The organism is Burkholderia sp. BE12 (genome assembly GCF_002959955.1).
In the GTDB taxonomy this organism is placed as follows: Bacteria; Pseudomonadota; Gammaproteobacteria; order Burkholderiales; family Burkholderiaceae; genus Burkholderia.
Genome location: NZ_PREY01000055.1, coordinates 1 through 24,721, shown reverse-complemented (window position 1 = coordinate 24,721; position 24,721 = coordinate 1). Strand labels below are relative to the sequence as shown.

The 24,721-nt window shown below is 67.5% G+C and carries 22 protein-coding genes and 6 pseudogenes; 9 read left to right on the top strand and 19 right to left on the bottom strand.

Annotated features, from left to right (window positions below):
• Positions 1–222: hypothetical protein (locus C4B30_RS36005; RefSeq protein WP_234015489.1), on the top strand; the 222-nt coding region annotated here is incomplete at its 5' end.
• Between the two features lie 266 nt (positions 223–488).
• Positions 489–1,088, top strand: a pseudogene (locus C4B30_RS36255) (helix-hairpin-helix domain-containing protein); the annotation flags it as partial.
• A 248-nt stretch (positions 1,089–1,336) separates the two neighbouring features.
• On the opposite strand, the gene C4B30_RS33885 reads toward C4B30_RS36255, so the two are convergent.
• The 14 genes from C4B30_RS33885 to C4B30_RS33820 form a co-directional block, all read right to left on the bottom strand.
• Positions 1,337–2,248 carry an amidohydrolase family protein gene (locus C4B30_RS33885; RefSeq protein ID WP_027786205.1) on the bottom strand — a complete coding sequence of 304 codons (912 nt, stop codon included), beginning with the start codon at positions 2,246–2,248 and terminating at the stop codon, positions 1,337–1,339.
• A gap of 72 nt (positions 2,249–2,320) precedes the next feature.
• Positions 2,321–3,244 (bottom strand): AEC family transporter, encoded by a 924-nt coding sequence (locus C4B30_RS33880; RefSeq protein ID WP_027786206.1) that lies wholly within the window; start codon positions 3,242–3,244, stop codon positions 2,321–2,323.
• A complete protein-coding gene (locus tag C4B30_RS33875; RefSeq protein WP_027786207.1) occupies positions 3,196–4,353 on the bottom strand; it encodes an NAD(P)/FAD-dependent oxidoreductase in 1,158 nt (385 codons plus the stop codon). The genes C4B30_RS33880 and C4B30_RS33875 overlap by 49 nt, the downstream gene beginning before the upstream one ends.
• Positions 4,343–4,693: a cupin domain-containing protein gene (locus C4B30_RS33870; protein ID WP_051421435.1), complete on the bottom strand. Its 351-nt coding sequence runs from the start codon at positions 4,691–4,693 to the stop codon at positions 4,343–4,345. The genes C4B30_RS33875 and C4B30_RS33870 overlap by 11 nt, the downstream gene beginning before the upstream one ends.
• Positions 4,680–5,861 carry a CaiB/BaiF CoA transferase family protein gene (locus C4B30_RS33865; protein WP_027786208.1) on the bottom strand — a complete coding sequence of 394 codons (1,182 nt, stop codon included), beginning with the start codon at positions 5,859–5,861 and terminating at the stop codon, positions 4,680–4,682. Before C4B30_RS33865 ends, C4B30_RS33870 begins: the two co-directional genes overlap by 14 nt.
• Positions 5,858–7,453: a methionine--tRNA ligase gene (locus C4B30_RS33860; RefSeq protein ID WP_027786209.1), complete on the bottom strand. Its 1,596-nt coding sequence runs from the start codon at positions 7,451–7,453 to the stop codon at positions 5,858–5,860. The genes C4B30_RS33865 and C4B30_RS33860 overlap by 4 nt, the downstream gene beginning before the upstream one ends.
• Before the next feature lie 13 nt (positions 7,454–7,466).
• Positions 7,467–8,732, bottom strand: a complete 1,266-nt coding sequence (locus C4B30_RS33855) for an ATP-grasp domain-containing protein (protein ID WP_027786210.1) — start codon at positions 8,730–8,732, stop codon at positions 7,467–7,469.
• 15 nt (positions 8,733–8,747) lie between these two features.
• On the bottom strand, positions 8,748–10,103 hold the full coding sequence (locus tag C4B30_RS33850; RefSeq protein WP_027786211.1) for a lysine N(6)-hydroxylase/L-ornithine N(5)-oxygenase family protein: 1,356 nt from the start codon (positions 10,101–10,103) through the stop codon (positions 8,748–8,750).
• Positions 10,100–11,245 (bottom strand): NAD(P)/FAD-dependent oxidoreductase, encoded by a 1,146-nt coding sequence (locus C4B30_RS33845; RefSeq protein ID WP_027786212.1) that lies wholly within the window; start codon positions 11,243–11,245, stop codon positions 10,100–10,102. The genes C4B30_RS33850 and C4B30_RS33845 overlap by 4 nt, the downstream gene beginning before the upstream one ends.
• On the bottom strand, positions 11,242–12,654 hold the full coding sequence (locus tag C4B30_RS33840; protein WP_027786213.1) for a KamA family radical SAM protein: 1,413 nt from the start codon (positions 12,652–12,654) through the stop codon (positions 11,242–11,244). Before C4B30_RS33840 ends, C4B30_RS33845 begins: the two co-directional genes overlap by 4 nt.
• A gap of 174 nt (positions 12,655–12,828) precedes the next feature.
• Positions 12,829–14,214, bottom strand: coding sequence for an MFS transporter (locus tag C4B30_RS33835; RefSeq protein WP_152777542.1), 1,386 nt, complete (start codon positions 14,212–14,214; stop codon positions 12,829–12,831).
• A 7-nt stretch (positions 14,215–14,221) separates the two neighbouring features.
• Positions 14,222–15,109 (bottom strand): isocitrate lyase/PEP mutase family protein, encoded by an 888-nt coding sequence (locus tag C4B30_RS33830; protein ID WP_027786215.1) that lies wholly within the window; start codon positions 15,107–15,109, stop codon positions 14,222–14,224.
• Between the two features lie 8 nt (positions 15,110–15,117).
• Entirely contained in the window at positions 15,118–16,008 is an 891-nt protein-coding gene (locus C4B30_RS33825) for an amidohydrolase family protein (RefSeq protein WP_027786216.1), read from the bottom strand.
• Between the two features lie 71 nt (positions 16,009–16,079).
• Entirely contained in the window at positions 16,080–17,342 is a 1,263-nt protein-coding gene (locus tag C4B30_RS33820) for an MFS transporter (RefSeq protein ID WP_227789574.1), read from the bottom strand.
• A gap of 157 nt (positions 17,343–17,499) precedes the next feature.
• On the opposite strand from C4B30_RS33820, the gene C4B30_RS33815 reads away from it, so the two are divergent.
• Entirely contained in the window at positions 17,500–18,396 is an 897-nt protein-coding gene (locus tag C4B30_RS33815; protein WP_027786218.1) for a LysR family transcriptional regulator, read from the top strand.
• 252 nt (positions 18,397–18,648) lie between these two features.
• Here the strand turns inward: C4B30_RS33815 and C4B30_RS35495 are convergent, their stop codons facing one another.
• The 3 genes and pseudogenes from C4B30_RS35495 to C4B30_RS33805 form a co-directional block, all read right to left on the bottom strand.
• A complete protein-coding gene (locus C4B30_RS35495; RefSeq protein ID WP_155257383.1) occupies positions 18,649–18,825 on the bottom strand; it encodes a hypothetical protein in 177 nt (58 codons plus the stop codon).
• Positions 18,826–18,848: 23 nt separating this feature from the next.
• Positions 18,849–19,051, bottom strand: a pseudogene (locus tag C4B30_RS33810) (carboxymuconolactone decarboxylase family protein); the annotation flags it as partial.
• 134 nt (positions 19,052–19,185) lie between these two features.
• Positions 19,186–19,804: pseudogene (locus C4B30_RS33805) on the bottom strand (sigma factor).
• Positions 19,805–20,039: 235 nt separating this feature from the next.
• On the opposite strand from C4B30_RS33805, the gene C4B30_RS33800 reads away from it, so the two are divergent.
• The 6 genes and pseudogenes from C4B30_RS33800 to C4B30_RS36245 form a co-directional block, all read left to right on the top strand.
• The gene (locus C4B30_RS33800) at positions 20,040–20,612 is read left to right on the top strand and encodes a YbhB/YbcL family Raf kinase inhibitor-like protein (protein WP_080681410.1); all 573 of its coding nucleotides are present in this window, start codon (positions 20,040–20,042) and stop codon (positions 20,610–20,612) included.
• 165 nt (positions 20,613–20,777) lie between these two features.
• Positions 20,778–20,963 (top strand): hypothetical protein, encoded by a 186-nt coding sequence (locus C4B30_RS35745; protein WP_175888594.1) that lies wholly within the window; start codon positions 20,778–20,780, stop codon positions 20,961–20,963.
• Positions 20,906–21,166 (top strand): aldehyde dehydrogenase family protein, encoded by a 261-nt coding sequence (locus C4B30_RS36160; protein ID WP_256980730.1) that lies wholly within the window; start codon positions 20,906–20,908, stop codon positions 21,164–21,166. The genes C4B30_RS35745 and C4B30_RS36160 overlap by 58 nt, the downstream gene beginning before the upstream one ends.
• Positions 21,097–21,823 (top strand): annotated as a pseudogene (locus C4B30_RS36340) (aldehyde dehydrogenase family protein). The gene C4B30_RS36160 and the pseudogene C4B30_RS36340 overlap by 70 nt, the downstream one beginning before the upstream one ends.
• Before the next feature lie 51 nt (positions 21,824–21,874).
• Positions 21,875–22,052, top strand: a pseudogene (locus C4B30_RS35990) (IS66 family transposase); the annotation flags it as partial.
• Positions 22,048–22,179 (top strand): annotated as a pseudogene (locus C4B30_RS36245) (hypothetical protein); the annotation flags it as partial. The pseudogenes C4B30_RS35990 and C4B30_RS36245, both read left to right, overlap by 5 nt.
• 194 nt (positions 22,180–22,373) lie before the next feature.
• Here the strand turns inward: C4B30_RS36245 and C4B30_RS33785 are convergent.
• Both C4B30_RS33785 and C4B30_RS33780 read right to left on the bottom strand, forming a co-directional pair.
• Positions 22,374–23,660, bottom strand: a complete 1,287-nt coding sequence (locus C4B30_RS33785) for an MFS transporter (protein WP_027786221.1) — start codon at positions 23,658–23,660, stop codon at positions 22,374–22,376.
• A gap of 85 nt (positions 23,661–23,745) precedes the next feature.
• Positions 23,746–24,721, bottom strand: a 976-nt coding sequence (locus tag C4B30_RS33780; protein ID WP_105133621.1) for a mandelate racemase/muconate lactonizing enzyme family protein, incomplete at its 5' end; no start/stop codon positions are given.

Genomic DNA, 24,721 nt, shown 5'->3' with positions numbered 1-24,721 from the left:
CTTCAGGCCAGCCTCGGCTTCCTTCAAGATGCCGATGATTTGTTCTTCGGTGAATCGCTTTTTCATTGCCGTTCCTCTCTGGAACGGACTCTACACCGTCACCGTACTAAATGCGGGGAGCAGGTCACGCTGACACCAATCAGCGCCAGAGCCATAGCTCCTCGGATGAAAGAGTGCGCTACTCCCCTGCCCTGGCGACGGCCAAGCTGGAATTTCGGATGACGCATGTTGCCCCCGGATGCACCTGTCGTACTGATAGGTCACAAAGTGCACAAGGCAAAAAAATGACAGTTTCCCTACGCCTATTTTGCACTTCGGCTCTCACAAGCTCTTATTCTGAAACATTTTGAAATAAACATATCAAAGCATTGCGTTCCCCGATACCTAGGGTATACGCGCGCCCAATTGAAGACCTCGATCGATATCAATTCCTATAGCCATGCGAGGAGCGTGCAAGTTCCGCGTCGCCGTGTGGCCCATGCGATCGATTGAGTTTTTTCAAACCCTCTAAGCTGCTGCAGGACGCGCGACGTCATGGCGTCCAGGTGCTGTCCGTCGACGTGAACGTGACCAAGGGGGCCCCACGATCGAAGGGCTGACCGTATCGGAGCCAGTGCGGCTTAGCTTCTCGCTGCTGCTGGGCATGCGCGAAGCCGTGGCCCGCACACGCCGCGCGACCGTTCGTCGACGTCGCAGATCTCGCGCGCCGAGCCCAGCCCGACCGGCACGACCTGCAGGTGCATGCGCGCGCTAACGCGCTACGCTCGCTCGCCAGTGGCAATCGGCGTGCCGCGCTCTGGCTGGCGGCCGCCGCAGTGCCCGATCGGGATCTGCTGCGCGGCGCCGAGCGCGACGACGCGGTGCCGGCGCTGCCGCAGGCTTCCGAAGGCAAAGAGATCGTGACCGACTACAACGCGATTGGCTTCACGCTCGGCCGGCACCCGCTGGCGCTACTGGGCGATCGCCTGGCGCTCGATCGTCTGCAGTCAGCTGAGTAGCTCGCGACCCTGTGGAGCGGGCAACTCGCGCGTGCATGCGGTCTGGTCACGGTGCGGCAACGGCCGGCCACGGTCAACGACATAACGTTTCCGCATCGAAGCACACTCAACATAGGGGTGCAAGCGCATCGGATATGCAAACAAGCGAACGGCGCTTCAACGAGGACGAGGGCTCGCCCGTGTATCCGATTTTATGAAAGCGGAGACGACGTAATATCGCGTCGCGCTTCATTCGGATCGGCAGATCTATTACTTGGGCTGCGCCTACCCGACGCATTTGGGAGTCGTCGGCGTTGCCTAGTACCGCCTGCCGCTAAGGAAAGCGCTCCCGAGGAAAATCACAGTTCCACGTTAAATCGATACAAAGCCGCAGGCGTATCTACCATCACCTGCCGGAAGCCGGCCTCGTCCGGCAGCAGCGTCGCCAGATACCGGTACGCGAGCGTATCGTCGACGGCCTTCTCGTATCCGACATGCGGCCAGTCGCTGCCCCACACGAGCCGCTGCGTACCGAACGCGTCGCGCAGCGCGCGCATCGCCGTCAGCCCGGACGCCTGCCAGCGGTCGGGGCGGTCGTTCCGGTAGGCGCCCGACACCTTGACCCAGACGCGCTTGCTTGCCGCCGTCGTCAACAGATAGCGGAAGCCGGGATCGTCGATCCCGAGCCGCGGATCGGGCCGGCCGAAATGGTCGAGCGAGACGTCGACGCCCGCATCGAGTAGCGGCGGCATCAGCCCCGGCAATCGAGCGGCCTCCGCATGCAGCTCGACTTGCCAGCCATGCGCGCGCAGCAGCGGAAACAGCGCGCGCCACGCCGCACCCGCGAAATCCGGATCGCGTTCGCCGATCAGGTTCAGCCGGATGCCGCGCACGCCGAGCGGCGTCCATGCGGCAACCTGCTCCGCATCGCGCGCGGGATCGATCACGACGATGCCGCGCAAACGGGCGGGTTGCGCGCGCAGCGCGGCAAGCAGATAGCGGTTGTCGGTGCCCAGAAAGCTCGGCTGGATCAGCACGCCATTCGACATGCCGTGCCGGTCGAGCATCGCGAGGTACTGGTCGAGCGACGCGTCGTACGTGATCGTGTAGCGATGGCCCGGCACGAGCGGCAGCGACTTCAGGAACACGTGCGCGTGCGCGTCGACACCGGTAACCGTCCGCCGATCCGGCGTCGTGCCGGCGCATCCGCCCAGCACTTCGGCCATTGCGATGCCGGCGAGTGCGCGGTTGAACGACCGCCTCGAAATCATGGGTGTCTCCTGGTTTTTTTTCGATTGAGGGTGAACGGCGCGGCCCCGCCGGTCGCGAGGCGGCACATCAGCCTACATCGTGCGCGCGACGAGGAATATCGGGACGAACGACAGCACCGTCGACAGCGCGACAACGAACGCCATCAGCCGATGGTTGCCGCCGTACTGCGTGGACAGCACGTACGAGTTGCTCGCGCACGGCAGCACCGAATAGAGCAGGATCAGGTTCCCGGACAACGGCGTCACGGCGAATGCCTTGGTCGCGGTCAGCGCGAGCAGCGGAAAGCCGACCAGCCGGATCGCGGTGGTCACGAGCCCCGCGCGCACGAGTGCCGCCTCCTTGCGCGGCAGCGGCAGTCGCAGCGCGGCACCCACGCAGATCAGGCTCAACGGCAGCGCGGCGCCGCCGAGCACGTCGACGGTCTGGTCCACGGCGGCGGGCAGACGCCAGCCGGTCAGGTTCAGCACGATCCCGAACGCGCTCGCGACGATCAGCGGATTCGCCGCCACCTTGCCGACGATCCGCACGAGCCCGCGGCCGCCGGTCTGGCCATGCTCGAACGACAACAGCACGAGCGTATTCGAGATCGCGACCATGTACGCGACGACGACCGCCGCGATCCCGTAGTCCGCGCGGCTCAGTAGCCCCGACGCGACCGACAGGAAGATGTAGCTGTTGAAGCGGATCGAGCCCTGGACGATCGACGTGAACGACGCGTGCGGCACCGCACACCATCGGCAGCCGAGCACGACGGCGGCCAGCACCGCGAGCGTGAGCCCCGTCAGCAGCACGATCGTCGATTTCGACGACGCGTCGAGCGGGCCGGCCAGACCGATTGAATGCACGAGGAAGGCGGGAAACAGCACGTAGTGGGTGAGCTTTTCGGCGGACGGCCAGAATGCCGCATCGACCAGCGCGAGGCGGCGCACGGCGATGCCGATGCAGATCAGGGCAAAGGCGGGTGCGACGGCGACCCAGGCGAGTTCGGTATGCATGGCTGGAAGGATTCGGTGAGGGAAGCAGCAGGTTTATCTGCCCCGCTGCAAAGCGGTGGCTCGGGTGCGGTCGTCGCGGCATCGGGTTCGAACGGCAGCCCGACGGCGGCGAGCGCCTCGTACGCGAGGGCCGGCGCGAAGCGCACGCCGGAGCCCGACGCGCCGGCCACCGCGCAGCCATCGGGGCCGATCGGCGCGACGCGCGGATTGCGGTCGGCCGTGTACCCGTCGACCGCCGTACGCGCGGCGAGATGCGCATCGCGCAGGCCCGGGAAATGACGGTCGAGTAGCGCGTGCGCGTGCGCGCGCTCATCGGCGCTCGGCGCGACGCGCGCGCCGGCGGCGCAGCCCCACGCGTGCGACGTGATGCTCAACAGCCAGCCGCGCCGCGCATGTACCGGGGCGAGAAAGGCCTGCGCGTCGGGCAGGTAGACGACCGGCGCATCCGCCGGCGGCGGCCAGCCGCGGCCGTCGACATCGAACGCGACGATCTTCTTCGTGACGATGTCGATTCCCGCGTCGACGCCGGCTTCGCCGTCGATGGCGGGCCACGGGCCGCTGGCGCGGATCAGCCGGTCGGCGCGCAGCGTCACGCCGTGGGCGACGACGGTCCAGCCGCCGGGATCGTGCGTCACGTGCGTGACCGGCACATCGAAGCGCTCGACCGCGTGTGCGCCCGTCAGGTAGTGCGCGACCAGCCGCGGCACGTCGACCAGCCACGCGCGGCCGCCGCGCCACAGGCGCGCGCCGGCCGGCAGCGCGCCGAGCGGTGTGGCGCCGGGGTCCGGCCGATCATCGGCTACCGGCGGCACGAGCAACGGGCCGCCCGCGTCGGGTGCGGACGCGACGAAGGCGAACGGCGCGGCACGCACGCAGCATCCGGCCTGCGCCCATGCACCGTAGTACGCGTGCGCGACCAGCGATCGCGCGCGACGCTCGCCGCTGCCGCAGAACGGCGTAACCACGCCGGCCGACAGCGCCGTGGCCGTCTGCACGGCCGGCCGCGCATCGAAAACGGCGATGCGCAGCGCGCCCGCATGCCGGGCCGCGACGTGCGCGATCGTCGCCCCCGTCACGCCTGCGCCGATGATCGCGAGATCAAACCGCATCGGCCTGCCACCAGACGGTGCTGATCACGAGCGGCGTCGCGCCGTCGTTCTGCACCTGGTGCGAGCGGTGCGATTCGAAATACAACACGTCGCCGGCCCGCACGCGCACGGGTTCGCCGTCGTAGGTCAGCCGGCCGCTGCCCTGCGCGATCATCCAGCATTCGCGTACCGCGTGAACATCCAGCCGCGACGTGCAGTTCGGCTCGACCGTAAACAGGCCGCCGCGAAACGGAATCTCGCCATCGCCGAGCCCGGCGAAATCGGCCTGGCGCAACACGACGCCCGGCACATGCGACTCCGGCGCCAACGCGTCGACGTGCGGAAACTTACGCGCGTTCATCGTGCACCTCCGCGCCGACGAGGCCCAGTTCCGCGAGAATCGCGTCGCGGTCGCGATCGAGCGCCGGCGCCGCCCGGCGCGTGGCCGGGTCGGGGCAGCCCGAAATCTTGATCGGCGTCCCGACGAGCCGGTACGGACCGACGTCGGGATCGTCGACGTCGATCAGCATGTTGCGCGCGGCCGTCTGCGGATGAACGACAGCCTGGTCGACCCGGTTGATCGGGCCGGCCGGCAGGCCCGCGCGCGCGAACCGTTCGCACCAGGCCGCGACTCCGTGCGCCGCCAGCAGCCCGTTGAGCGTGCGTTCGAGTTCGGCCTCGTGATCCTTGCGCGCCTCGCTGCCCGCGAAGCGCGGGTCGGCCGCGAGCGCCGGCACGCCGAGCGCGTCGCACAGCAGCCGGAACAGCTTGTCGTTGCCGGCCGCGATGATGAGCGGGCCGTCCGCCGCGCGGTAGACGCCGAACGGCGGGGCGATCGCCGGCCGATAGCTGCCGACCGGCCCCGTGACCTCGCCGGTCGCGAAGTAACGGCCGATGAAATATTCCATCAGCGCGAGCTGGCAGTCGAACATGCCGATGTCGACCTTCGAGCCCAGCCCGGTGCGCCCGCGCCGCACGAGCGCCATCAGCAGCCCGGTCGTCAGGAACAGGCCGGCCGCCAGGTCGCCGATCGACGGCCCGACCCGCACGGGCATACGCCCGGGCTCGCCCGTCACGCTCATGATCCCGCCGAGCCCCTGGACGATCATGTCGTACGCACGGTGATCGCGAAACGGGCCGGTATGGCCGAAGCCCGACGCGCTGCCGTAGATCAGGCGCGGGAAACGCGCGTGCAGCGTGTCCCAGTCGTAGCCGATGCGCGCCATCGTACCGGGCCGGAAATTCTCGGTGACGACGTCGGCCTTTTCGAGCAGCGCGTCGAGCACGCGGCGATCGGACGGATCCTTCAGATCGAGCGCGATGCTCTCCTTGCCGCGGTTGAGCGACGCGAAATACGCGGACTTGCCGCCGTACCACGGGCCGTACGCGCGTGCATCATCGCCGGTCGACGGCCGTTCGACCTTGATCACGCGCGCGCCGTGATCAGCCAGCAACATCGTGCAGAACGGGCCGGCCAGCACGCGCGTCAGGTCGACGATCAGCAATCCTTCGAGTGCGCCTTCCATCATGCGACCTCCCGCATGCCGGGCGGCAGGACCGCCGCCAGATCTCCCGGCGTAATCGGGTCGAAGTTCGCCAGCGGCGTGACGACCGGCGACGACAATCGTGCGAAGTCGCCCGCGTTCGGCTCGCCGCGCAACCCGAGCGCCCGCCACGCGGTCTGCGCGAGCGCCGGCATCAGCGGCCAGGCGAGCAGCGCGAAACCCTTGGTCCAGCCGTACAGGTCGCCGGCCGCGCGCGCGCCGTCGAAGCGCGCGCTCCAGCGCTCGACGATGCCGGCCATCGCCGTCGGGTCGAACGTCGCGAACTCCATCGCTCGCCGCGCGTCGCGCCATGCCGCCTCCGCTGCCCGTACCGTCTCGTCGGTCGGCACCCGCGCGGCAAGCGGTCCGCCGATTGCCTCGGCCACATGCCGCCGCACCGTCGCGTACGGCCCGTTCACGAACCGGCAGAACGCATCGCGGTCGAAGTCCGTGCGCCCGGCAACCGGATTGGTCGACGCGACGAAGCCCCGCACCGCATCGGCCGGCACGCGCGTGCGCGCCGCGAGATCCTCGACCCAGATCGCCCAACGCAGGCTCGTCGAGAACTTGCGCCCTTCCAGCGTGTAGAAATGATTGATCACGAAACGGTCGAACGGCTTCGACACGCCGTCGGCCATCGCCATCGCCTGGATGCCGACCAGATGCGACACGCAGTTGTCGATCCCGAAGCCGTTGACGGTGATCACGTCCGAATCGCGATCGAACGGGTTGGCGCGCAGCCCGTGCCTGCGCGCGTAGAGATCGCCGACGAAGCGGATCGCGCCGAACAGCAGCCCGTGCCCGAACAGCGTACGCGGGTCGCCGTCCAGCACATACGGCAACCCCCAGCCGGCATGGCTCGTCAGGCGGAAACGCGCGCCGTCGCGCGCCAGATGGCGGCGCGCGATATCGACGAACACCGGCGCGGTCTCGGTGCCCACCAGTTGCGCGACCAGCGCGGCCGGGTCCGCGATGTCGAAGAACAGGTTGTCCTGCTCGCGCATCGCGAGCGGCTCGCCCCAGCGTGCCGACGGTTCGCGCACGTCTTCCGGCTGGAAATGCGCGCCGCAGTCCTCGCAGAAGAATCCCGACACGTCGCGCGCGCACTGCGGGCAATGGCCCAGCAGAAAACTGCCGGTCACGTATGCGTCGCGCGCGGCCGAATACGGCATGCGTTCGCGCACCGTCGACACGCGCCGTTGCGCGGCCAGCCGTGCGACGAGCCCGTCATGCGCGGTGAGGTACGCGTCGTGATGCGCATCGCCGAGCGGATCGACGAACAGGTCGACGTCGATGTTCATGTTGGCGAGATCGTCGACGATGCCAGCGCAGCTCTGCCGCGCGAGCGCCGCCGCGTTGATGCCGGCCTGCCCGGCGCGCAGCGGGATGTAGGAATCGTACGGGTCGCTCGCGCATGCGATGCGCGCGACCTCGCCGCGGCTGCGCAGATGGCGCGCAAGCATGTCGAGCCGCAGGTACGGGCCCGCGATATGACCGAGGTGCAGGCGCCCGTTCGGCGCCGGCATCGCGGGGACGAGCAGATAATGGCGCGGGTCGCGGATCGTGTCGATCGGCATGATGGCCTCCGGGTCAGTCCAGTGTGACGGTCACGTCGGCCGCGAGCTCGCGCAGCAGCGCCACGATGTCGCGATCGAGCTCGCACTGCGCGATCAGGTACGCGATCTCGTACGCCTTGAACACGTCCTTCGGCAACGCCATCTGCGCGCCCTTGCCGGCGACGACCTGCAGAAAGCGCAGTTCCGGCCGCCGCCACAGCCGCTCGAAGCCCTCGACGCGGGCGATGCGCCCGAGCCCCGGCGGCATCACGATGCGCTGGCCCGCGCGCGTCGACGCGGTGCCGAGGCGATCGTCGAGCGGGCCGTCGATCGCGCCGCGCGCGAGATCCAGCACGGTGCGGTACGGCGAGAAGCCCGCGACGCTGTACGGGATCAGATGCGAGTTGATGAACTCACCGCCGAGCCGCCCGCCGATCTCGAGAATCTTCGGGCCGTCGCGCGTCACCATCACGTCGGCGTGGAAGCCGCACCAGTCGATGCCGGTCGCCGCGACACCCGCACGCACCATGTCGCGGATCGCCGCCTGCGTGTCGGCCGGCAGCAGCGACGGCGTCACGTTCTCGTACTGGATCGGGATCGACCGGTCGAAGGTCTTGTCGATGATCGCGTTGATCGCCACGCGGCCTTGCGCGACGACGCCGGACACCGAATGCTCGCTGCCCGTCAGCTGTTCCTCGAGCAGCGCGTGATCGCCGTACAGGCTGAACATCTCGCCCTTCTCCGGCGAGTTGTACGCCCGAAACGCACGATAGACCTCGACGGGATCGGCGAGCGCATCGACCGGAAAGATGCCGCGGCTGCCCGAGTTACCGGCCGGCTTGAGCAGCGCGGGCGCGCCGATCCGCTTCAGCGCGGCGGTGAATTCGGCTTCGCTGCTGACCACCGCATAGCGCGGGTTCGCATTCGGCACCGCGTCGAGCACGCGGCGGGTCGCGGCCTTGTCGCGCACGTTGAGCGCTGCATCCGGCGCCGTGCCGCGCAAGCCGAGCCGATGCGACAGCCGGCTCGCGAGCACGACTTCGAGATCCTTCCACGCGACGACGCCGGACAACTCGACGCGATGTTCGTGCAGGTAGTCGAGAATCGTCCGTTCGGCCGCGTCGTAATCGCCGAGGCGCGTCGGGATGATGCCCGCGCAGCCGAACGAGCGGAATGCGTCCGGCGTCGGCGTCGCCACATAGAGGTCGAGACCGAGACTGCGCGCCGCGTCGATTTCGGCGATCCGCTCGCCCGGAAGCGCGCGTGTGTCGAGATACAGCATGGCCGGTGCATGGGTCATGGCGGTGTGCTCCTGTCAGTTCACGAGTTGTTGGGTGGCGGCCTGCGGCGCGTCGCCGTGCGGCCAGTCGACGAATCCCGGCGGCGTGCCGACCTCGTAGATGGACGCGCCCGCGATCGCGTTGGCGATCCGGCCGCTGCGCCACGCGGCAAGGCTCAGGTTCGGGTCGGCGATGCCGCGCGTCGTGCGCGCGGCGTTCTGGAAGAAAATTCGCGCGGCGCTCGGCCGGTTCCAGCGCACCGCGTAGTCGTCGTCAAGTTCCGGTGCCCCGTCGCGCGTGTGCATCTCGAAGCGCAGCGATTCGAGCGCACCGGGCATCTGGAATTCGCTGCCCGTCGCGAGCAGCACGACGTCCGCATGCAGCGGCGCATGCACGCCGGTGCCGTCGTCGACGCTTAGTACGAAACCGCCGTCCGCGCGGTGCAGGTTCGCCATGCTGCGGCCCGGCATCAGCGCGCAATGGCCGGGACGCCCCTCGATGTGCGTGATCTCGTAGAGCCGCTGGTAGATTGCCGTCAGCAGCGGCAACGTGACGCCGTCGCTCGCGAGGCGCTGCGTCTCCAGCGCGTCGCGCTTGCGCTGCGGCGACAGCCGCGAGAAATGTTCGTTGTATTGCGGCACGAACCATTCGTTGACGAACGGCGAGTCGTCCATCGGCAGGAAGTTCTCGCGCCGTGTCAGCCAGGCGATGTGCGCAGGCGCGTCGTCACCCGTCAGGCCGAGCAGATGCAGCGCGAGCTCGGCGCCGCTCTGGCCGCCGCCGACGATCGCGACGCGCCGGCCGGCAAGCGCCGGCCGCACGGTGCAGAACTGCGACGAATGCAGCACGTCGGCGCCCAGGTGCGGCCGCGCGCAGGCAGGCACGGTCGGGCGCAGGCCGACGCCGACCACCAGGTTCGCGGTGCGCACGACGCCGTGCGAGGTCGTGACGCGCAGCGCGCGCCCATCGCGCACGACGCTTTCGACTTCGCAGTCGAACCGCAGGTTGTCGAGCGACGCGCACACCCACCGCATGTACTGTTCGAACTCGCGGCGGCGCACGGTCGGAAAACGCGCGTTCGCGAACGAATACAGTCGTTCGGTGCGTTGCAGGAACGCAATGAACGAGTAGCGGCTGCACGGATCGGCCAGCGTCACGAGATCCTTCAGGAAGCTGGTCGTCAGCGACGAATCCGCGAGCATCAACCCGGGATGCCAGCGGAACTCGGGCCGGCGCTCGACGAACAGCGAACGCAGGCCGTCCAGCGGCGCCAGCAGCGCCGCCAGGCTCAGGTTGAACGGGCCGACGCCGATGCCGAGCACGTCGACTTCTTCGCCGGCGAATGCCCGCGGCTTCGCGCCGTCGAGCGTCTGGAATTCGAAAGTGTTCATCGCGCCTCCCCGACACCGGTGATCGAATCGTGAAAAGCAACGTCGTCGGTGTGGCCGAGCACGCGCGCGGCCAGCGCCGCGCCGCCGTGAACGGCCGTGGCGATCCCGCTGCCGCAATAGCCGCCGCACCAGCCCAGCCGCCCGGCCATGCCGACGTGCGGCACGCCGGACGCGGTGAAGCCGAGCGGCGCGGACCATACGTGCTCGACGTGCGCGTGTTCGAGCGCCGGGAAATACGCGGCCAGCCGCGCGCGCAACGCGGCCTCGACGCCCGCGGGCGGCACGTCGGCCGACAGGCCGAGCCGGCTGCCGAACAGCAGCCGGCCGCGCTCGTCGAGCCGGAAATAGTCCTTGTCGGCGGACACCGTGCCGTACACGCGCGGCTGCCGCGAAATACGGCGCTGCGTCGCGTCGTCGAGGATGCGGGTCGCCAGCAGGTGCGTGCCGTAGCGCTCGAGCGGCGGGCGCACGTCGGCCGGCAGCAGCGACCATGCGTCCTCCGCGCACACCAGCACGGCGCCGGCGTCGACCGTCGCGTCACCGAGATCGAGCACGGCCGCACCGGACGCGAGCTCCACGGCATGCACGCGCGCGCCGCGCCGGATCCGCACGCCGAGCGTCGCGGCCCGTACCCGCATCGCATCGCGGAGCACGCGCGGCCGGATCAGCGCGAAGCGCAGGTTCAGCAGCCCGCCGATCGCGTGCGCCGCGCCGGTTTCCTGCGTGACCGCCTGCGCGTCGAGCCACGCGACGCACGCATCCGGCTGCGCCGCGTAATACGCGAACCGGTGCGCCAGTTGCACCGCCGACGCGTCGTCGCACGCGAGCGTGATGTGGCCGGGATACGTCCAGCCGCATGCGAGGTTGCGGCTGTCGACGAAGCGCTTCAGGTAGACGATGGCCTGCGCCGCCGTGCGCTCGGCGGCCTGCGCGTGCGCGGCCGAAACCGGGCCGCGCGGCAGCGCCGGCGCGACGCTCGCGACCGAGCCGAAGTTGAATGCGCTCGGCACGTCGCCCGGCGGATCAGCGTCGCAAACGTCGACCGTCGCGCCCTGCTCCGCCAGGTGGATCGCGGCGGACAGCCCCGTGTAGCCGCCGCCGACGATCGCGACATCGGCGGTTCGTGTTCCGGGCGTCCTCATGCGTGCTCCAGTTGGCGTTGACGAGCGTCGACGAATGCACGGTACGGCGCGTCGAAGAAGAACGCGGGCTCGCCATCCGGCGGTTCGAGCTGGTCGAGCCAGCAGGCCGTCGCCGAATACTTCGCGAGAAACGGCCGGCGCAGCCAGCGCGGATCGCGCGCCTGCAGGAAATTCAACAGGAAGTAGCGCTGCTCCTGCAGCTCGAGCGTGCCCGCGACCTCGACCTTGCCGGGGCCTGCGCTCATCGACGGGCCGCGCGCGCTGCGCGCGAGCCCCGACACCGACGCGATCGCGGTGTTGTAGATATCGAGCGCCCGCGCGAGCGGCAGCTCGAAATAGCCGCGCGGCCCCGTATCGCGCTCGACGAACATGTAGTACGGCACGATGCCGAGCCGCACCTGCCCGACCCAGTTGCGCCGCCAGACTTCCGCGTCGTCGTTGATGTGGCGCAGCACCGGCCCCTGCGAGCGGATCACGACGCCGATGCGGCGCAGGTTCGTCACGGCCTGCTCGGCGATCTCCGTCGACAGTTCGCGCCAGTGGTTCAGGTGCGCCATGACCGTCACGTTGCGCCCGGCATCGATCAGCGTACGCAGCAGCGCGAGCAGCTCGGGCGTATCCGGATCGCTGACGAAACGGTACGGCCAGTAGGTCAGCGCCTTCGTGCCGATCCGGATGTTGCCGACGTGCTCGAGCCCGGGCTCCAGCAGCGGCATCAGGTACTCGCGCAGGCGCGCCGCGCTCATCACCATCGGATCGCCGCCCGTCATCAGCAGGTCGGTCACTTCGCCGTGCGCGCGCAGGTACGCGTGCAGCCGCGCGGCTTCGCTCGACGCGAATTTCAGCGACGCATCGCCCACGAATTGCGGCCAGCGGAAGCAGAACGTGCAGTACGCATGGCAGGTTTGCCCGTGGCTCGGGAAGTACAGCACCGTCTGCGCGTACTTGTGCTGGATGCCCGGGCACGGCTCGCCGTCGAGCTCCGGCTCGTTGAGCCGCTGGTCCGCCGGATGCGGGTTCATCCGGGCGCGCAGGCGCCCGATCAGCGCGTCCAGGTCGGCACCGCGCGCCGCGTCGCGCGACAGCATGGCCAGCTCGCCGAGATCGTCGGGTGCAAGCATGTCGGGCTGCGGAAACGTCAGCCGGAACAGCGGATCGTCCGGGACGTTGGTCCAGTCGATCAGTTGCTCGACGACATAACGGTTGACCTTGAACGGCAGCACGCGCGCGACCAGTCCGATCTGCTCGCGCATTCGCGGCGGCAACCTCGCGAGCTGCGGGAGGTCGTCCAGCTTCGACCGGTTGTACGCCTTGAACACGGGATGCACCGGGATCGGCGGACGTGGCGGCGCGCCGCCCGGTACGCCGTCGTGCGTGGATATCCGTTGGCCCTCGGATAGTTGGATCATTGACTCGACTCCATTCTTTTAGATGTACTAATGTAGGTCGTGTGTCTCGTCTGCTCGCCGCCGGCGGCCAGGCAGCCCGCCGGCGTTCTGCAGATACTAGAAGCAATCGCCGCGGCGAAGCATTACGCCGGTGTTATTTATCCATAAGCGTTTCGCATGCGGCTTCGCACCAATTCAACGCGGTGCGGCGGCGCCCACCGCCGGCCGCGCCGCCGGCGCGCGCGGTGCCGGACGGGTTTCCGGCATCCGCCAGTACACGATCAGCGAAATCGCCGCGCACGCCGCCACGTACCAGAAGAACATCGTCTCGTTGCCGCCCGCCTTCAGCCGCAGCGCGACGAACTCCGTCGTGCCGCCGAGGATCGCCGTCGTCAGCGCATAAGGCAGCCCGACCGCCAGCGCGCGGATTTGCGGCGGGAATAGCTCGGCCTTGACCAGCATGTGTACCGACGTGAAGCCGCTCAGCACGACGAGCCCCGCGAACACCAGCGCGAACGCGGCAAGCGGCTCGTGCACATGCCCGAGCGTCGTGAAGATCGGCACGGACAGCAGCGTGCCGCCGAGCCCGAACCACAGCAGCACCGGCCGGCGCCCGACGCGATCCGATACGAGGCCGAACAGCGGCTGCAGCGGCATGTACAGCAACAGCGCGAGCGTGCAGATCCAGGTCGCCGTTTCCTTATGCAGGCCGACCGAGTTGACCAGGTACTTCTGCATATAGACGGTGTACGTATAGAACGCGACGGTGCCGCCGATCGTGATGCCGATCGCGAGCAGCAGTTCGCGCCAGTGCGCCGCGAGATCGGCCGTCACGCGCGTCTTCGCCGCGCGCGCCCGGCTTGCGACGAATGCATCGCTCTCGACGACGTTGCGGCGCATGTACAGCGCGAACAATGCGAGCACGCCGCCGACGAAGAACGGAATCCGCCAGGCCCAGCGCTCGATGTCGTGCGTGCCGGCGAAGATCCGCTGCATCGCCAGCATCAGGCCGAGCGCGACGAGCTGGCCCGCGACCACGCTCACCTGCAGGAAGCCGACGTAGAAGCCGCGCCGGTTCGGCGGTGCGATCTCGCTCAGGTAGGTCGCGCTGGTGCCGTACTCGCCGCCCATGCTGAGGCCCTGCAATAGCCGCGCGGCGACGAGCAGCGCCGGCGCGAGCATGCCGATCGTCGCGTAGCCGGGCGTGACGGCGATCAGCATCGAGCCCGCGCACATCGCGAGCACCGATTTCGTCAGCGCGGCCTTGCGCCCGTGCCGGTCCGCGTACAGGCCGACGAGCCAGCTTCCCGCCGGCCGCGCGACGTAGCCGACCGCCGCGATCGCCGCGGTATTCATCAGTTGCACGGTCGGCCGGTCGGCGGGAAAGAACGACGGCGCGAAATAGATCGAGAAGATGCTGTATGCGAGGAAGTCGTACCACTCGATCAGGTTGCCGGCGAGCCCGCCGACGATCGAGCCGATGCGCGGCGGCGCGTCGGCCGCCCCGGTTGGGGAAGTTGTCACGGTTGTCTCCTGTTCGTTCTGTTTCGGGCGGCCGGCAGGCGAGCGCCCGTGCCGCATGCCGGCCTTACGGCTGCTCGCCCGCGTAGCGTGCGTCGAGCGCGTCGAAGCGCGCCTTGTCGACGAGCCGCTGCCGTTCCGCGAACGGCGCGACGAGCGCGGGGTTTTCGTCGAGCCGGCCCGTGTCGCGCAATTCGGTCAGCGCGGCCTGCATCCCATGCACCGCGCCCTGCAACGCCGCGTTCGCGTACAGCACGACGCCGTAACCGAGGCGCGCCAGTTCGTCGCGCGAGCGGGTCGGCGTCTTGCCGCCGATCACGATGTTGATGAGTTGCGGCGTATCGAACAGCGCGGGCAGTCGTTCGACGTCCTCCGGCGTGTCCATCGCCTCGATGAACAGCACGTCGGCGCCCGCTTGCGCATAGCGGTGCGCGCGCTCGATCGCGTCGTCGATGCCGTGCACGGCGGCCGCATCGGTGCGTGCGACGATCAGCAGGTTCGGATCGACGCGCGCGTCGACGGCCGCCTTCAGCTTGCCGACCATTTCCGCGGCCGGAATCACTTCCTTGCCCGCGAAGTGGCCGCATTTCTTCGGCAGCACCTGATCCTCGAGCTGGATCGCATCGGCGCCGCTGCGCTCGAGGGTGCGCACCGTATGCAGCACGTTCAGCGCGTTGCCGAAACCGGTATCGGCATCGACCATCAGCGGCAGATCGACGGCGTCGCGCACGCGCGCGGTGTGCTCGGCCAGTTCGCCGAGCCCGACGAAGCCGAGATCCGGCAAGCCGAGCGACATGTTGGTGACGCCGGCGCCGCTCAGGTACAGCGCGCCGAAGCCCAGATCGGCGGCGACCCGCGCGCTAAGCGCATTGAACGTGCCGGCGACGAGCAGCCCCTGGCGGGCGGCGATGCTGCGCCGGAAAGCGGCGCGACGAAGGGCGGTGGAATCGGTCATGCGAGGCCTCATTGGTCGAAACGAAACAGGGTGCGCGGCGAGTCGCGCAGCACGCGCGCGCGTTCGCCGGCATCGGGCAGCCAGCGTTCGAGCGCCGCGCAGGTCGCGCCGAAATCGACACGTTCGCGATGCTGCGTATGCGGCCAGTCGCTGCCCCACACGAGCCGCTCCGGCGTGAACGCGCCGCGCAGCGCCAGCGCCGCGCCGAGCGCGGTGTCGGTGCCGTCGCCGGTCAGGCTGTTCCGGTACGCGGCCGACAGCTTCACCCACACGCGGCCGGTATCGGCGAGCGACAGCAGGTGACGGAAGCCGGGATCGCGTTCGCCGAGCGCCGGCGACGGGCGGCCGAAATGGTCAATCACGAGCGTGCACGCCTGCCCGAGCAGGCTCGCGGCTATCGCATGCAGGTCGGCCGCGTCGCGATGAATCTCGACGTGCCAACCGAGCGCGTTGATGCGTGCGAACAGCGCGCGCCACACCCGCGTCCCGAAATCCGGAATCGGCAGGCCGACCAGATTGAGCCGCATGCCCACGACGCCCGCGCGGTCCAGCGCGGCGAGCGCGTCGTCGTCGAGCACCGGATCGACCACCGCGACGCCGCGAAAGCGGCTCGGGTAGCGCCGCAGCACGTCGACGAAGAACGTATTGTCGGTGCCGAGAAAGCTCGGCTGCACCAGCACCGCGTGCGTGATGTCGTGCGCGGCGAGATGCGCGACGTACGCGTCGAGCGACGCATCGTAGTCGGGCGCATGGCGCACGACCGGCGCGAGCGGCAGGCCGCGGGCAAACACGTGCGCATGGGCGTCGACCGCCGCGACGGCCGTCGATGACGCGTACCACGCGGCCGTATCCGGCGCCGCTGAAACCGGTTCGACCGGCGGATTGACTGCTCGATCCATGACGACTTGCCTGCAAGAGGTGCCCGGCCCGGCAGCGGGCGACAGGCGACGGAATGAACGAAGGACGAAAACTACAGCGATGCGCCGGCGCGGGTGTCGCCGTCCGCGCCCGGACCGGCAGCCGCGTCGGGCAGACGGCGCCCGCGCGTTTCCGGCAGGAACCACACCGCGATCACGACGAGCCCGTACGCGATGCCCGCATCGATGCCGAGCGCCGTGCCGAGCGGCAGCGATTCGCCCATCCGCCCGACCAGCACCGGAAAGCCCGCCGACACGATACGGCCGAAGTTGTAGCAGAACCCGACGCCGCGGCCGCGCACGTTTTGCGGATACAGTTCGTTGAACAGCGTGCCGAGCGTCGCCGGAATGCCGGCCGAGCACAGGCCGAGCGGAAACCCGAGCAGCAGCATCGCGACGTCGTTCAGCGGCAGGAACACGTACAGGTTCACCATCACCGCGCAACACGCGGCGAACAGCATCACGTTGCGACGCCGGCCGATCCGGTCCTGCAAATACGCGCTCAGGAAACAGCCGCAGATGAACGCGACGATCACGACCGCGAGATACGCGCCGGTGCCGAGCACCGACAGGTGCCGCTCGGTCTTCAGGTAGGTCGGCAGCCAGATCGTGATCGCGTGATAGCCGCCGTGCGCGCCGACGCCGATCAGGCCGCCGACCACCGTCGTGCGCAGCACCGAGCGGTCGAAGATGCCCACCGTCGGCGCATCGTCTACGTTCGCGGGCGCAGGCGTCGCGCGCGGCGGCTCCGGAATCGCGCGGCGGATATACAGCACCAGCAGCGCGGGCAGCGCGCCGATCGCGAACAGCACGCGCCACGCCCATTCGGGCGGTAGCCACGCGAACACGATCATGTACAGCAGCACCGCCGCGCCCCAGCCGAATCCCCACGCGCTCTGCACGACGCCCATCGCCTTGCCGCGATGGCGCGCGCCGACCGTCTCCGCGAGCAGCACCGCGCCGGCGGTCCATTCGCCGCCGAAGCCGAGCCCTTGCAACGCCTTCAGCACCAGCAACTGCTCGAAGTTCTGCGCGAATGCGCTCAGGAACGTGAAGGCGGAGAACCAGCACACGGTGATCTGCAGCGCCCGCACGCGCCCGTAGCGATCCGCGATCACGCCGGCCAGCAGGCCGCCGAGCGCGCCCGACACGAGGGTCGCGCCGCCGATCAGCCCGGCCTGCCCCTTGCCGATGCTCCAGGTCGCGAGCAGCGCCGGGATCACCAGGCTGAACATCTGCGTGTCGAGGCCATCGAGCGCCCAGCCGGCAAAACAGCCGCGCAACGTGCGCCGTTCGGTCGTCGAGAGTTCGCGCATCCAGGTCAACGGAGGTCTCCTCGTGTCGTCGCCGTGCGCCGCCTGATCGCGCCGCTATCGGAGGCGCGGCCGGGTTCGACGACGCCCGATGTGCATCCTATGAATCATTTGGATAATTCGCTACTATGTTTCGGATAATTATTCATAACACACGCTTATGGAAATCAGGCACGTCCGCTACTTTCTCGCGATCGCGGATTCCGGCAGCTTTACGCGCGCCGCCAGCGAACTCGGCATTGCGCAGCCGGCGCTCAGCCAGGCGCTGAACCGGATGGAAAATGAGTTGGGGGTCCGGCTGTTCGAGCGGTCGCGGCGCGGCGCGACGCTCACGCCGGCCGGGCTCGCGATGGTCGACGACCTGCGCCTGAGCGTCGCGCGGCTCGACGCGGCCGCGCATCGGGCGGGCGAAATCGGTGCGCAGCGCGCTGGGCGTCTGACCATCGGCTTCGTCAGCGCCGCGTTGTTCGACACGCTGCCGCGCGCTATACGTGCGCTGCGCGAAAGCACGCCCGACGTCGAACTCGTGATGCGCGAAATGAGCAATGCCGAGCAGGCGATCGCGCTGGAGCGCGGCGAGATAGACATCGGGCTGCTGCATACGCCGGTCGCGGTGAACGGCCGGATGCGCGAGCAGATGATCCGGCGCGATCCGCTCGTCGCGGTGCTGCCGAAGGCGTTCCCACGCCAGCCAGACGGCACGGTGACGCTGGCCGATCTGGCCGCGGCCGGCCTCGTGTGGTTTCCGCACGATCAATTGCCGCTGATCCGCGCGGGCATCCTCAGTGCGTTCCGCCAGGCCGGGCATCCGGTCGACATCGTGCTCGACGTGAACCGCACGCTGACCGTCGTCGCATGCGTCGCCGCCGGCTGCGGCGTGTCGCTGCTGCCGACGTCGATCCACGCGTTCGCGTTCGACGGGGTCGCATACAGCCCGATTCGCGACGGCGCCGCGCTGCCGAATTTCGAGCTGAGCGCTATCTGGCCCGCACGGTCGCGCCCGACGCTCGCCGACCGTTTCGCCGCGCTACTACCGACGGCGGACCGCCATCCGTGAACAAACCTCTTCGCTGACGGTGTTGAAGCAAACACGAGAAAATAACGAATAAATCCCCCGCTGTTGGAGAGGGGATTTCACCGCAGCCTGTCCTGCCGTATCGCGAGGCTAGCTCAATTCGCTTGCGGACGTCGCCGAACGAGGTCAACCAGCAACGGACCTAATTGCTCCATGATCTGATCAAGGTACCGCTCTCGCGCGTCTGAATCAGCCACAGGAATCTGAACAACTTGCTCAACCTGAAGGTAGACCTCACGCAAAAACAGTTTGCCAATCAGGGGGCGCCAAGATCAACCCCTCCATTACCATTTGATACGCGTCGAGACGACACATCAGCCTGACCACCTCCTCAGAAACCGTTTCCAGTCTGTCGCTCAACAAAATCACAAGACGCCGGAGATCTGCAATGCCATCCGCATTCTGATTCATTGGGCTTTCCTTTTGCTGGGAGGGCGCAGCTCGCGCTCGCCGTGGATGCGCGCTTCCTTCACGTGCATGTCGACGTAGAACGCGCAGCCGTTGATCTGGGACGCCCGGAGCGACACGAGATCGCGGATCGATTCCTCGATCGCGCTGCTACGCAGCTGGTGCTGAGTTCGAGGAATTTCCGGAACAGCTCGGGCGACTGTTGAATGTAGTTGATACGCGGCGCCATGACGTCGCGCGAAATCATCTTAGGAGTGTGCGCCGGTGCGCGGTAGCCACGCACAGGGACGCATCGTGTTGCGTGCGCTGCACCAATCCGCGCTCGACCGCGGCCGCGGCCGGCGCCGGCGTGCGCTGCGCGGGTCAGCCGGCCGCGCAGGCAGTTGCGATTCGGGCGAGCTTGTCGGGGTTGCGCTGCACGAGAATCCGGCCGATGCGCGTACCGTCGGTCTCGAACGACATCGCCGCTTCGAGTTGTCCGCCGATGAAGCGCAGCATCGCCCACTGGCCGTTCAGCACGACCGGCCGCATCTCGACACCGCTGCCGCAGCGCAACCACGTCGCATAGAACAGTTGAGCGATCCGCCGGCCGCCGACCATCGGTTTCGGGAAGCTCTGGATATGACCGCCGCCGTCGCCGATCAGTCGTTCGAGCAACAGCAGGTACGCAACCGACACGTCGTTCGCGCGCTCCGTCATTTCCTCGGGCGTCGCGGGCGATTCGCCGAGCTCCGGTTCGGGCAGCCAGATACCCGCATAGTGCTCGCGCCGGAGCTTCGCCGCGCGCAGGCGATCGATCGACGTCCGCGTCGTGATCGCGACGAGCCACGCCTCGGCATTCTCGATGCTGTCGCGCGCCGCGTCGTGCCAGCGCAGCCATACGTCCTGCACGATGTCCTCGGCATCCGCGACGAAACATCTGGTACGCAATCTTCTGTAAGCGGTGGCGCGGCGCGTCGAAGATCAGCGTGTCGTTATTCATATCCGATCGGACTAAGCGTGGACTGTGTGCGGCAGATGCTGGATTGAGGACGTCTCTGTTTTCCCGCTGTCTTCCGATTGTTGTTGTCGTGACAACACGGTGAGTGCACTTCCCGCTCTACTCATCCTCTCGACCATGACCCAAAATCCGCTTCCACGATAGTCGCATATCCGATACATCCAGCGTCGCCCTGTTTATACGAGACGGCGCACTGAACTCTTTGATGAGGCGCCCCATGGAAATCTTGACTCTTCTTCGAAAAGGCATCGGCACTACGCTTCTTGCAGTCATGCCGGCGATCGCTTGTTCTGAGACGTTTTCGGTCAAGGTTGACGGCCTCGGCCGTGATGGACGATTCGCGACCGGCCAGGTTTACAACGGATTCGGATGTCGTGGCGAAAACGTTTCTCCTCACATCTCGTGGTCCCACGTTCCGTCCAGGACGAAAAGCATCGTCGTGACTATGTTCGATCCTGATGCGCCGACGCGCGGGCTTGGATGGACACACTGGTCGGTCGTCAATATCCCGCCATCGGTGTCTTCGATCGAGATGGGCGCTTCGGGGAACGCGAGACTGATGCCGGCGGGTGCGTTGGAAACGCTGACGGATTTCGGTGAGTCGAAGTACGGCGGACCTTGTCCGCCTCAAGGGGAATCTCATCGGTATGTCGTCACGGTATTCGCGCTTTCCGTTCCGGAAATCGACGCAAAGCCGACGTCAGGTCCAGCGCTCGTCGCCTATCAACTGCATGGAAATACCCTCGCAGAGGCTCGATTTGTGGCGAAATACTACAGACCATCGAGATGAGCCTCGAGTGTTGAAACGCACGTCGTTCTATACGCAGGTTCCTGCCCACTGCACGCCCAATTCTCACCGCACCGCCGAGCAGACCGGGCGGATGCTGCTGCACGTCTCTGCGCAACGTAGGGTGGTCGTGCTGCCCGACTGGCTAGCTATCGAAGAGATGCGGCAATGCCAATCCGCACGGTGCGCCTCGGCCAGGACGGCATCCATAAAAGCAGCCACCTCGGCGTGCGGCACGGTGGGGAGGACACGGCCTATCTCGCCCGATTTCCGGAACTGTCGCGGCAGGATGCACCGTGGTCATCAAACCGTCCGAGGAAGCGCCGCTCGCCGTTTCTGCGCTTGCTTCATTGATCGAGGAGGCGGGCTTCCCCAATGGCGTGGTCAACATCGTCAACGGCGGCGGACCCAGCGTGGGGCGTGCTCTGGTCAATCACGCGGACGTCGATAAAATAAGCTTCACCGTAGCACGGCGGTTGGAAAAACCATCGCGGCGGATGTCGCGGGCAACTTCAAGAAGCTTACGCTCGAGCTGGGCGGCAAAGCACCTCAGATAGTGCTTCCCGATGCCGACCTGGAATCGGCCGTGCAAGGTGTGGCGATGGGTCTTTTCATCAACCAGGGCAGACATGCGCGGCCGGCTCTCGCGTGCTCGTGCATCGTTCACTCGCCGATCAATTTGCGCAAAAGCTCGCCGCAGCAGCAAAATCCGTTTCCATCGGTGATCCGCTGACTGAAGGTGCGTCCATGGGTGCGCTCATCAACGCAGGGCACAGGCGCCGGGTACTTGATTACGTTCGCATCGGACAGGAAGAAGGCGCGCGTCTCATCGCAGGCGATGAACCGCTACCTGAGCGTGGCTACTTCGTGCGGCCTACCATCTTCGTCGATGTCAGAAACGACATGCGGATTGCCCAGGAGGAGATCTTCGGCCCCGTCGGGATGATCATACCCTTCGACTCTATCGACGAAGCCGTACAGATTGCCAATGACTCGGAATTTGCGTTGTCCACGACGATCTGGACGCGAGATCTGACGAATGCACATCGTATCGCGGCGCGCGTAACGTAGGATCGGTTGCGATCAATGGCTGGAGTCCGCTGGATGCGCGGCTGCCATGGGGAGGATTCAAGAATAGCGGCTCAGGGCACGATCTCTCGAAGACTTCGCTGCTTGCCTTTCTCCGCAAGAAGGTTGTCACTACAGTGCTTTGATGGATTCCCATCCCGGCGCGCTGTGTTGGTATGTTAAAAAAGCTTGGCGCGCCGCGGTTACGCCAAGCCACGCTCCTGCGTCGCTTCGGCGGCGATATCTCATCGAACACGTCGGCCGCCAGCCGTGGTCGCGGTGCGACCCGCCACGCAACCGGTGATTAATCTGATGTACGACGCGCTGCTCGAATCGAACCTGATCTACGGCGACGAGACAACGTTCCACGTACTATAACGAGGTTCGTCCCCACTCTGCATTGCAGTGGATGACGCCCGTCGAATTCGCCCGTCAGGCAAGGGAGTCCACCTCGCGTGACAACTCAACCAAGCCGGGAATCTCTACTTCCGACCGCGACTAATTCTGGTTCAGGGTCAAATCGGGGAGGCTGGTCGGTTTAACTTGATGCCGACTCAGCGGTGGCTGTTCCAAGTTGCCGATGGCAGTTTGTCTCGGCTTCGGCGGGCTGGGTATAGCTGAGCGGGTTTCATCAACCGACGATGATTAAATCAGGTCACACCCACTCCCGCGTTGCTAGTTCAACGGATTACTTCGTCAGGCAGCCCCACGCATCTGCACAACGGCCCGCGCGCGCACCGTGAACGTCAGAATCAGTGCACCGGCCAGCGCCGATGCCCCCGCGAGCACGAACGCGCTCGCATACCCACCGCCATACTGAACGAGCCAACCGGTCACGCTCGGCGAGAGGATGCCCGCAAGATTTGCAAGCAGGTGAACGAACCCGCCCGCCGAGCCGACACGTTCGCGCGGCACGATTTCCTGCAGCAGCGACCAGCAAGCCTGCGGCGCCATGAACGCGAACAGGCTCGCGATCGCGATCAGCGTGACGGCCGCGCCGAGCGAGCTCACGCGCGACGCTAGCAGCACGCAGGCCGCCGCGACCGCGAGCCCGACGACGATCACGATCTTGCGCGCGAACAGCACGTCGCCGGTGCGGCGGTAGATGCGATCCGACACGGTGCCGCCGGCCACGAATCCGATGGTCGCGCCGAGCCACGGCAGGATCCCGACGACGCTCATCTGCTTGATGTTCAGATGCTGGTAGTCGGTCAGGTAGCTCGGCAGCCATGACAGGAAAAAATACAGCACGTAGTTGAAGCTGAAGAACGCGAGTGCGACGCCGAGCACCGGCCGCGACAACAGATCGCGCCGCAGCGGACGCGCGGCGCGATCGTCCGCATGCGCATCCGGTGCGACGTCGATCGTCCGGTCGGATGCGATCTCGCGCGCCTCTTCCGGCGACACGCGCGGGTGGCTCGCCGGATCGTCGCGGAACAACGCCCACCACGCGGCGAGCCACACGAAGCCGAGCGCAGCGATCACGACGAACGACACGCGCCAGCCGAACTGCAGCGCGACCAGACCGACGATCGGCGCCGCGATCGCCGCGCCGAGCGGCTGCCCCGCGTTGGTCCAGCCGACCGCGCGCCCCGCTTCGCGGCGCGGGAACCAGTTCGAGATCGCCTTGTTGGTGGTCGTCCCCATCGGCCCTTCGCCGATCCCGAACGCGACGCGCACGATCAGGAGGTGTGCGAACGATCCGGCCAGCGCGGTCGCCCCGCAGAACAGCGACCACACGCCGGCCGCGCACGCGAACACGCGACGCGGCCCGAACCGGTCAGCGGCCCAGCCGCCGACGAAGCAGAACACGCAGTAGCCGATAAAGAAGCTGCTGAATAGAATACCCATCTGCGCGTCGTCAATGCCGAGTTCGCGCTTGATGATCGGCGCGACGACGGACAGCGCCGCGCGATCGAGATAGTTCAGCATGCCGGCGCCGAACAGCAGCGCGCCGATCCACCAGCGGTAACGCGTTTTCATGTTGTCTCCTGTCGAGCCGGGAACGTGCCTGCGCATCCGCCCGGCTTCCTGATTTCCGTTTGCGCCGAGCGCACCGTTCCTGCGTTCAACCGATCGTCGCGTGCGCAATCGTGTTGCGTGCCAGCACCGCTTCGTCCGGCACGAAGCCAAGCCCGGGCACATCGGGCAAGCGCAGCCGCGCGCCGGGCCGCTGCGCGTCATGCAGGCGCTCGGGCCAGTCGAGATAGGGAATTTCGAGCGCGACATCGTCCGGTAGCGTCGCGACCACGTGCGCGGTCGCCAGCAGCCCCGCTCCGTAATAGAAACAGTGCGGCACGACCCGCACGCCGTGCTCCGCCGCGAGCGCGATCACTTCCGCGATGCCGGTCGGTCCACCGATCTTCGCGATGCTTGGCTGCGCGACGTCGATCGCGCCGTGTTCGAACAGGTCGCGAAAGCCCGCGACGCCCGACGCGTTCTCGCCCGCCGCGATCGGCACGCCGGCACCACGCACACGCGCGATGCCGTCCGCGTCGTCGCACGGCCACACCGGTTCCTCGATCCAGCCAAGCCGCAGGTCGGCAAGTTCGCTCACGTGCCGCAGCGCGTCGTTCGCCGTCCACGGGCAGTTCACGTCGACCATCAGCTCACTGCCGGCCGGCAACGCCGCACGCGCGGCCGCGATGGCCGCATGTTGCGTCTCGTGCAGCTTGATGCGCCGGAACTGTTCGTCCGACGCACGCCGCACGTGGCGCGCGACTTCGTCGGGGTCGTTATCGTAGCTGACCAGGCTCGCATACACGTCGATCTCGTCGCGATGACCGCCGAGCCAGCGATACAGCGGCACGCTGGCCGCCTGCGCGGCGAGGTCGTGCAGCGCCGTGTCGATCGCGGACAATGCATACAGCACCGGTCCGGTGCGCCCGAACGCATGCAGCGCGCGATCGGCCGCGAAACGCAACGCGGCGATCCCGTGCCGCGTCGGCTCGAATTCGGCGCCCTTGAACCAGCGGCCGACCGGGCCTTCGAGCGCGGCGAACGTGACGGGATTGATCAGATGACCGAATGCTTCACCCCAACCC

What these genes read in the sequence shown, in the direction of transcription:
- C4B30_RS33820 (WP_227789574.1), bottom strand. Translation starts at nt 17,342, where the DNA reads ATGCGCGAACTCTCGACGACCGAACGGCGCACGTTGCGCGGCTGTTTT.
- C4B30_RS33885 (WP_027786205.1), bottom strand. Translation starts at nt 2,248, where the DNA reads ATGATTTCGAGGCGGTCGTTCAACCGCGCACTCGCCGGCATCGCAATG.
- C4B30_RS33835 (WP_152777542.1), bottom strand. Translation starts at nt 14,214, where the DNA reads ATGCGGCACGGGCGCTCGCCTGCCGGCCGCCCGAAACAGAACGAACAG.
- C4B30_RS33825 (WP_027786216.1), bottom strand. Translation starts at nt 16,008, where the DNA reads ATGGATCGAGCAGTCAATCCGCCGGTCGAACCGGTTTCAGCGGCGCCG.
- C4B30_RS33840 (WP_027786213.1), bottom strand. Translation starts at nt 12,654, where the DNA reads ATGATCCAACTATCCGAGGGCCAACGGATATCCACGCACGACGGCGTA.
- C4B30_RS33845 (WP_027786212.1), bottom strand. Translation starts at nt 11,245, where the DNA reads ATGAGGACGCCCGGAACACGAACCGCCGATGTCGCGATCGTCGGCGGC.
- C4B30_RS33855 (WP_027786210.1), bottom strand. Translation starts at nt 8,732, where the DNA reads ATGACCCATGCACCGGCCATGCTGTATCTCGACACACGCGCGCTTCCG.
- C4B30_RS33880 (WP_027786206.1), bottom strand. Translation starts at nt 3,244, where the DNA reads ATGCATACCGAACTCGCCTGGGTCGCCGTCGCACCCGCCTTTGCCCTG.
- C4B30_RS33850 (WP_027786211.1), bottom strand. Translation starts at nt 10,103, where the DNA reads ATGAACACTTTCGAATTCCAGACGCTCGACGGCGCGAAGCCGCGGGCA.
- C4B30_RS33865 (WP_027786208.1), bottom strand. Translation starts at nt 5,861, where the DNA reads ATGATGGAAGGCGCACTCGAAGGATTGCTGATCGTCGACCTGACGCGC.
- C4B30_RS33830 (WP_027786215.1), bottom strand. Translation starts at nt 15,109, where the DNA reads ATGACCGATTCCACCGCCCTTCGTCGCGCCGCTTTCCGGCGCAGCATC.
- C4B30_RS33870 (WP_051421435.1), bottom strand. Translation starts at nt 4,693, where the DNA reads ATGAACGCGCGTAAGTTTCCGCACGTCGACGCGTTGGCGCCGGAGTCG.
- C4B30_RS33785 (WP_027786221.1), bottom strand. Translation starts at nt 23,660, where the DNA reads ATGAAAACGCGTTACCGCTGGTGGATCGGCGCGCTGCTGTTCGGCGCC.
- C4B30_RS33875 (WP_027786207.1), bottom strand. Translation starts at nt 4,353, where the DNA reads ATGCGGTTTGATCTCGCGATCATCGGCGCAGGCGTGACGGGGGCGACG.
- C4B30_RS33860 (WP_027786209.1), bottom strand. Translation starts at nt 7,453, where the DNA reads ATGCCGATCGACACGATCCGCGACCCGCGCCATTATCTGCTCGTCCCC.
- C4B30_RS35495 (WP_155257383.1), bottom strand. Translation starts at nt 18,825, where the DNA reads ATGAATCAGAATGCGGATGGCATTGCAGATCTCCGGCGTCTTGTGATT.
- C4B30_RS33800 (WP_080681410.1), top strand. Translation starts at nt 20,040, where the DNA reads ATGGAAATCTTGACTCTTCTTCGAAAAGGCATCGGCACTACGCTTCTT.
- C4B30_RS33815 (WP_027786218.1), top strand. Translation starts at nt 17,500, where the DNA reads ATGGAAATCAGGCACGTCCGCTACTTTCTCGCGATCGCGGATTCCGGC.
- C4B30_RS35745 (WP_175888594.1), top strand. Translation starts at nt 20,778, where the DNA reads ATGCCAATCCGCACGGTGCGCCTCGGCCAGGACGGCATCCATAAAAGC.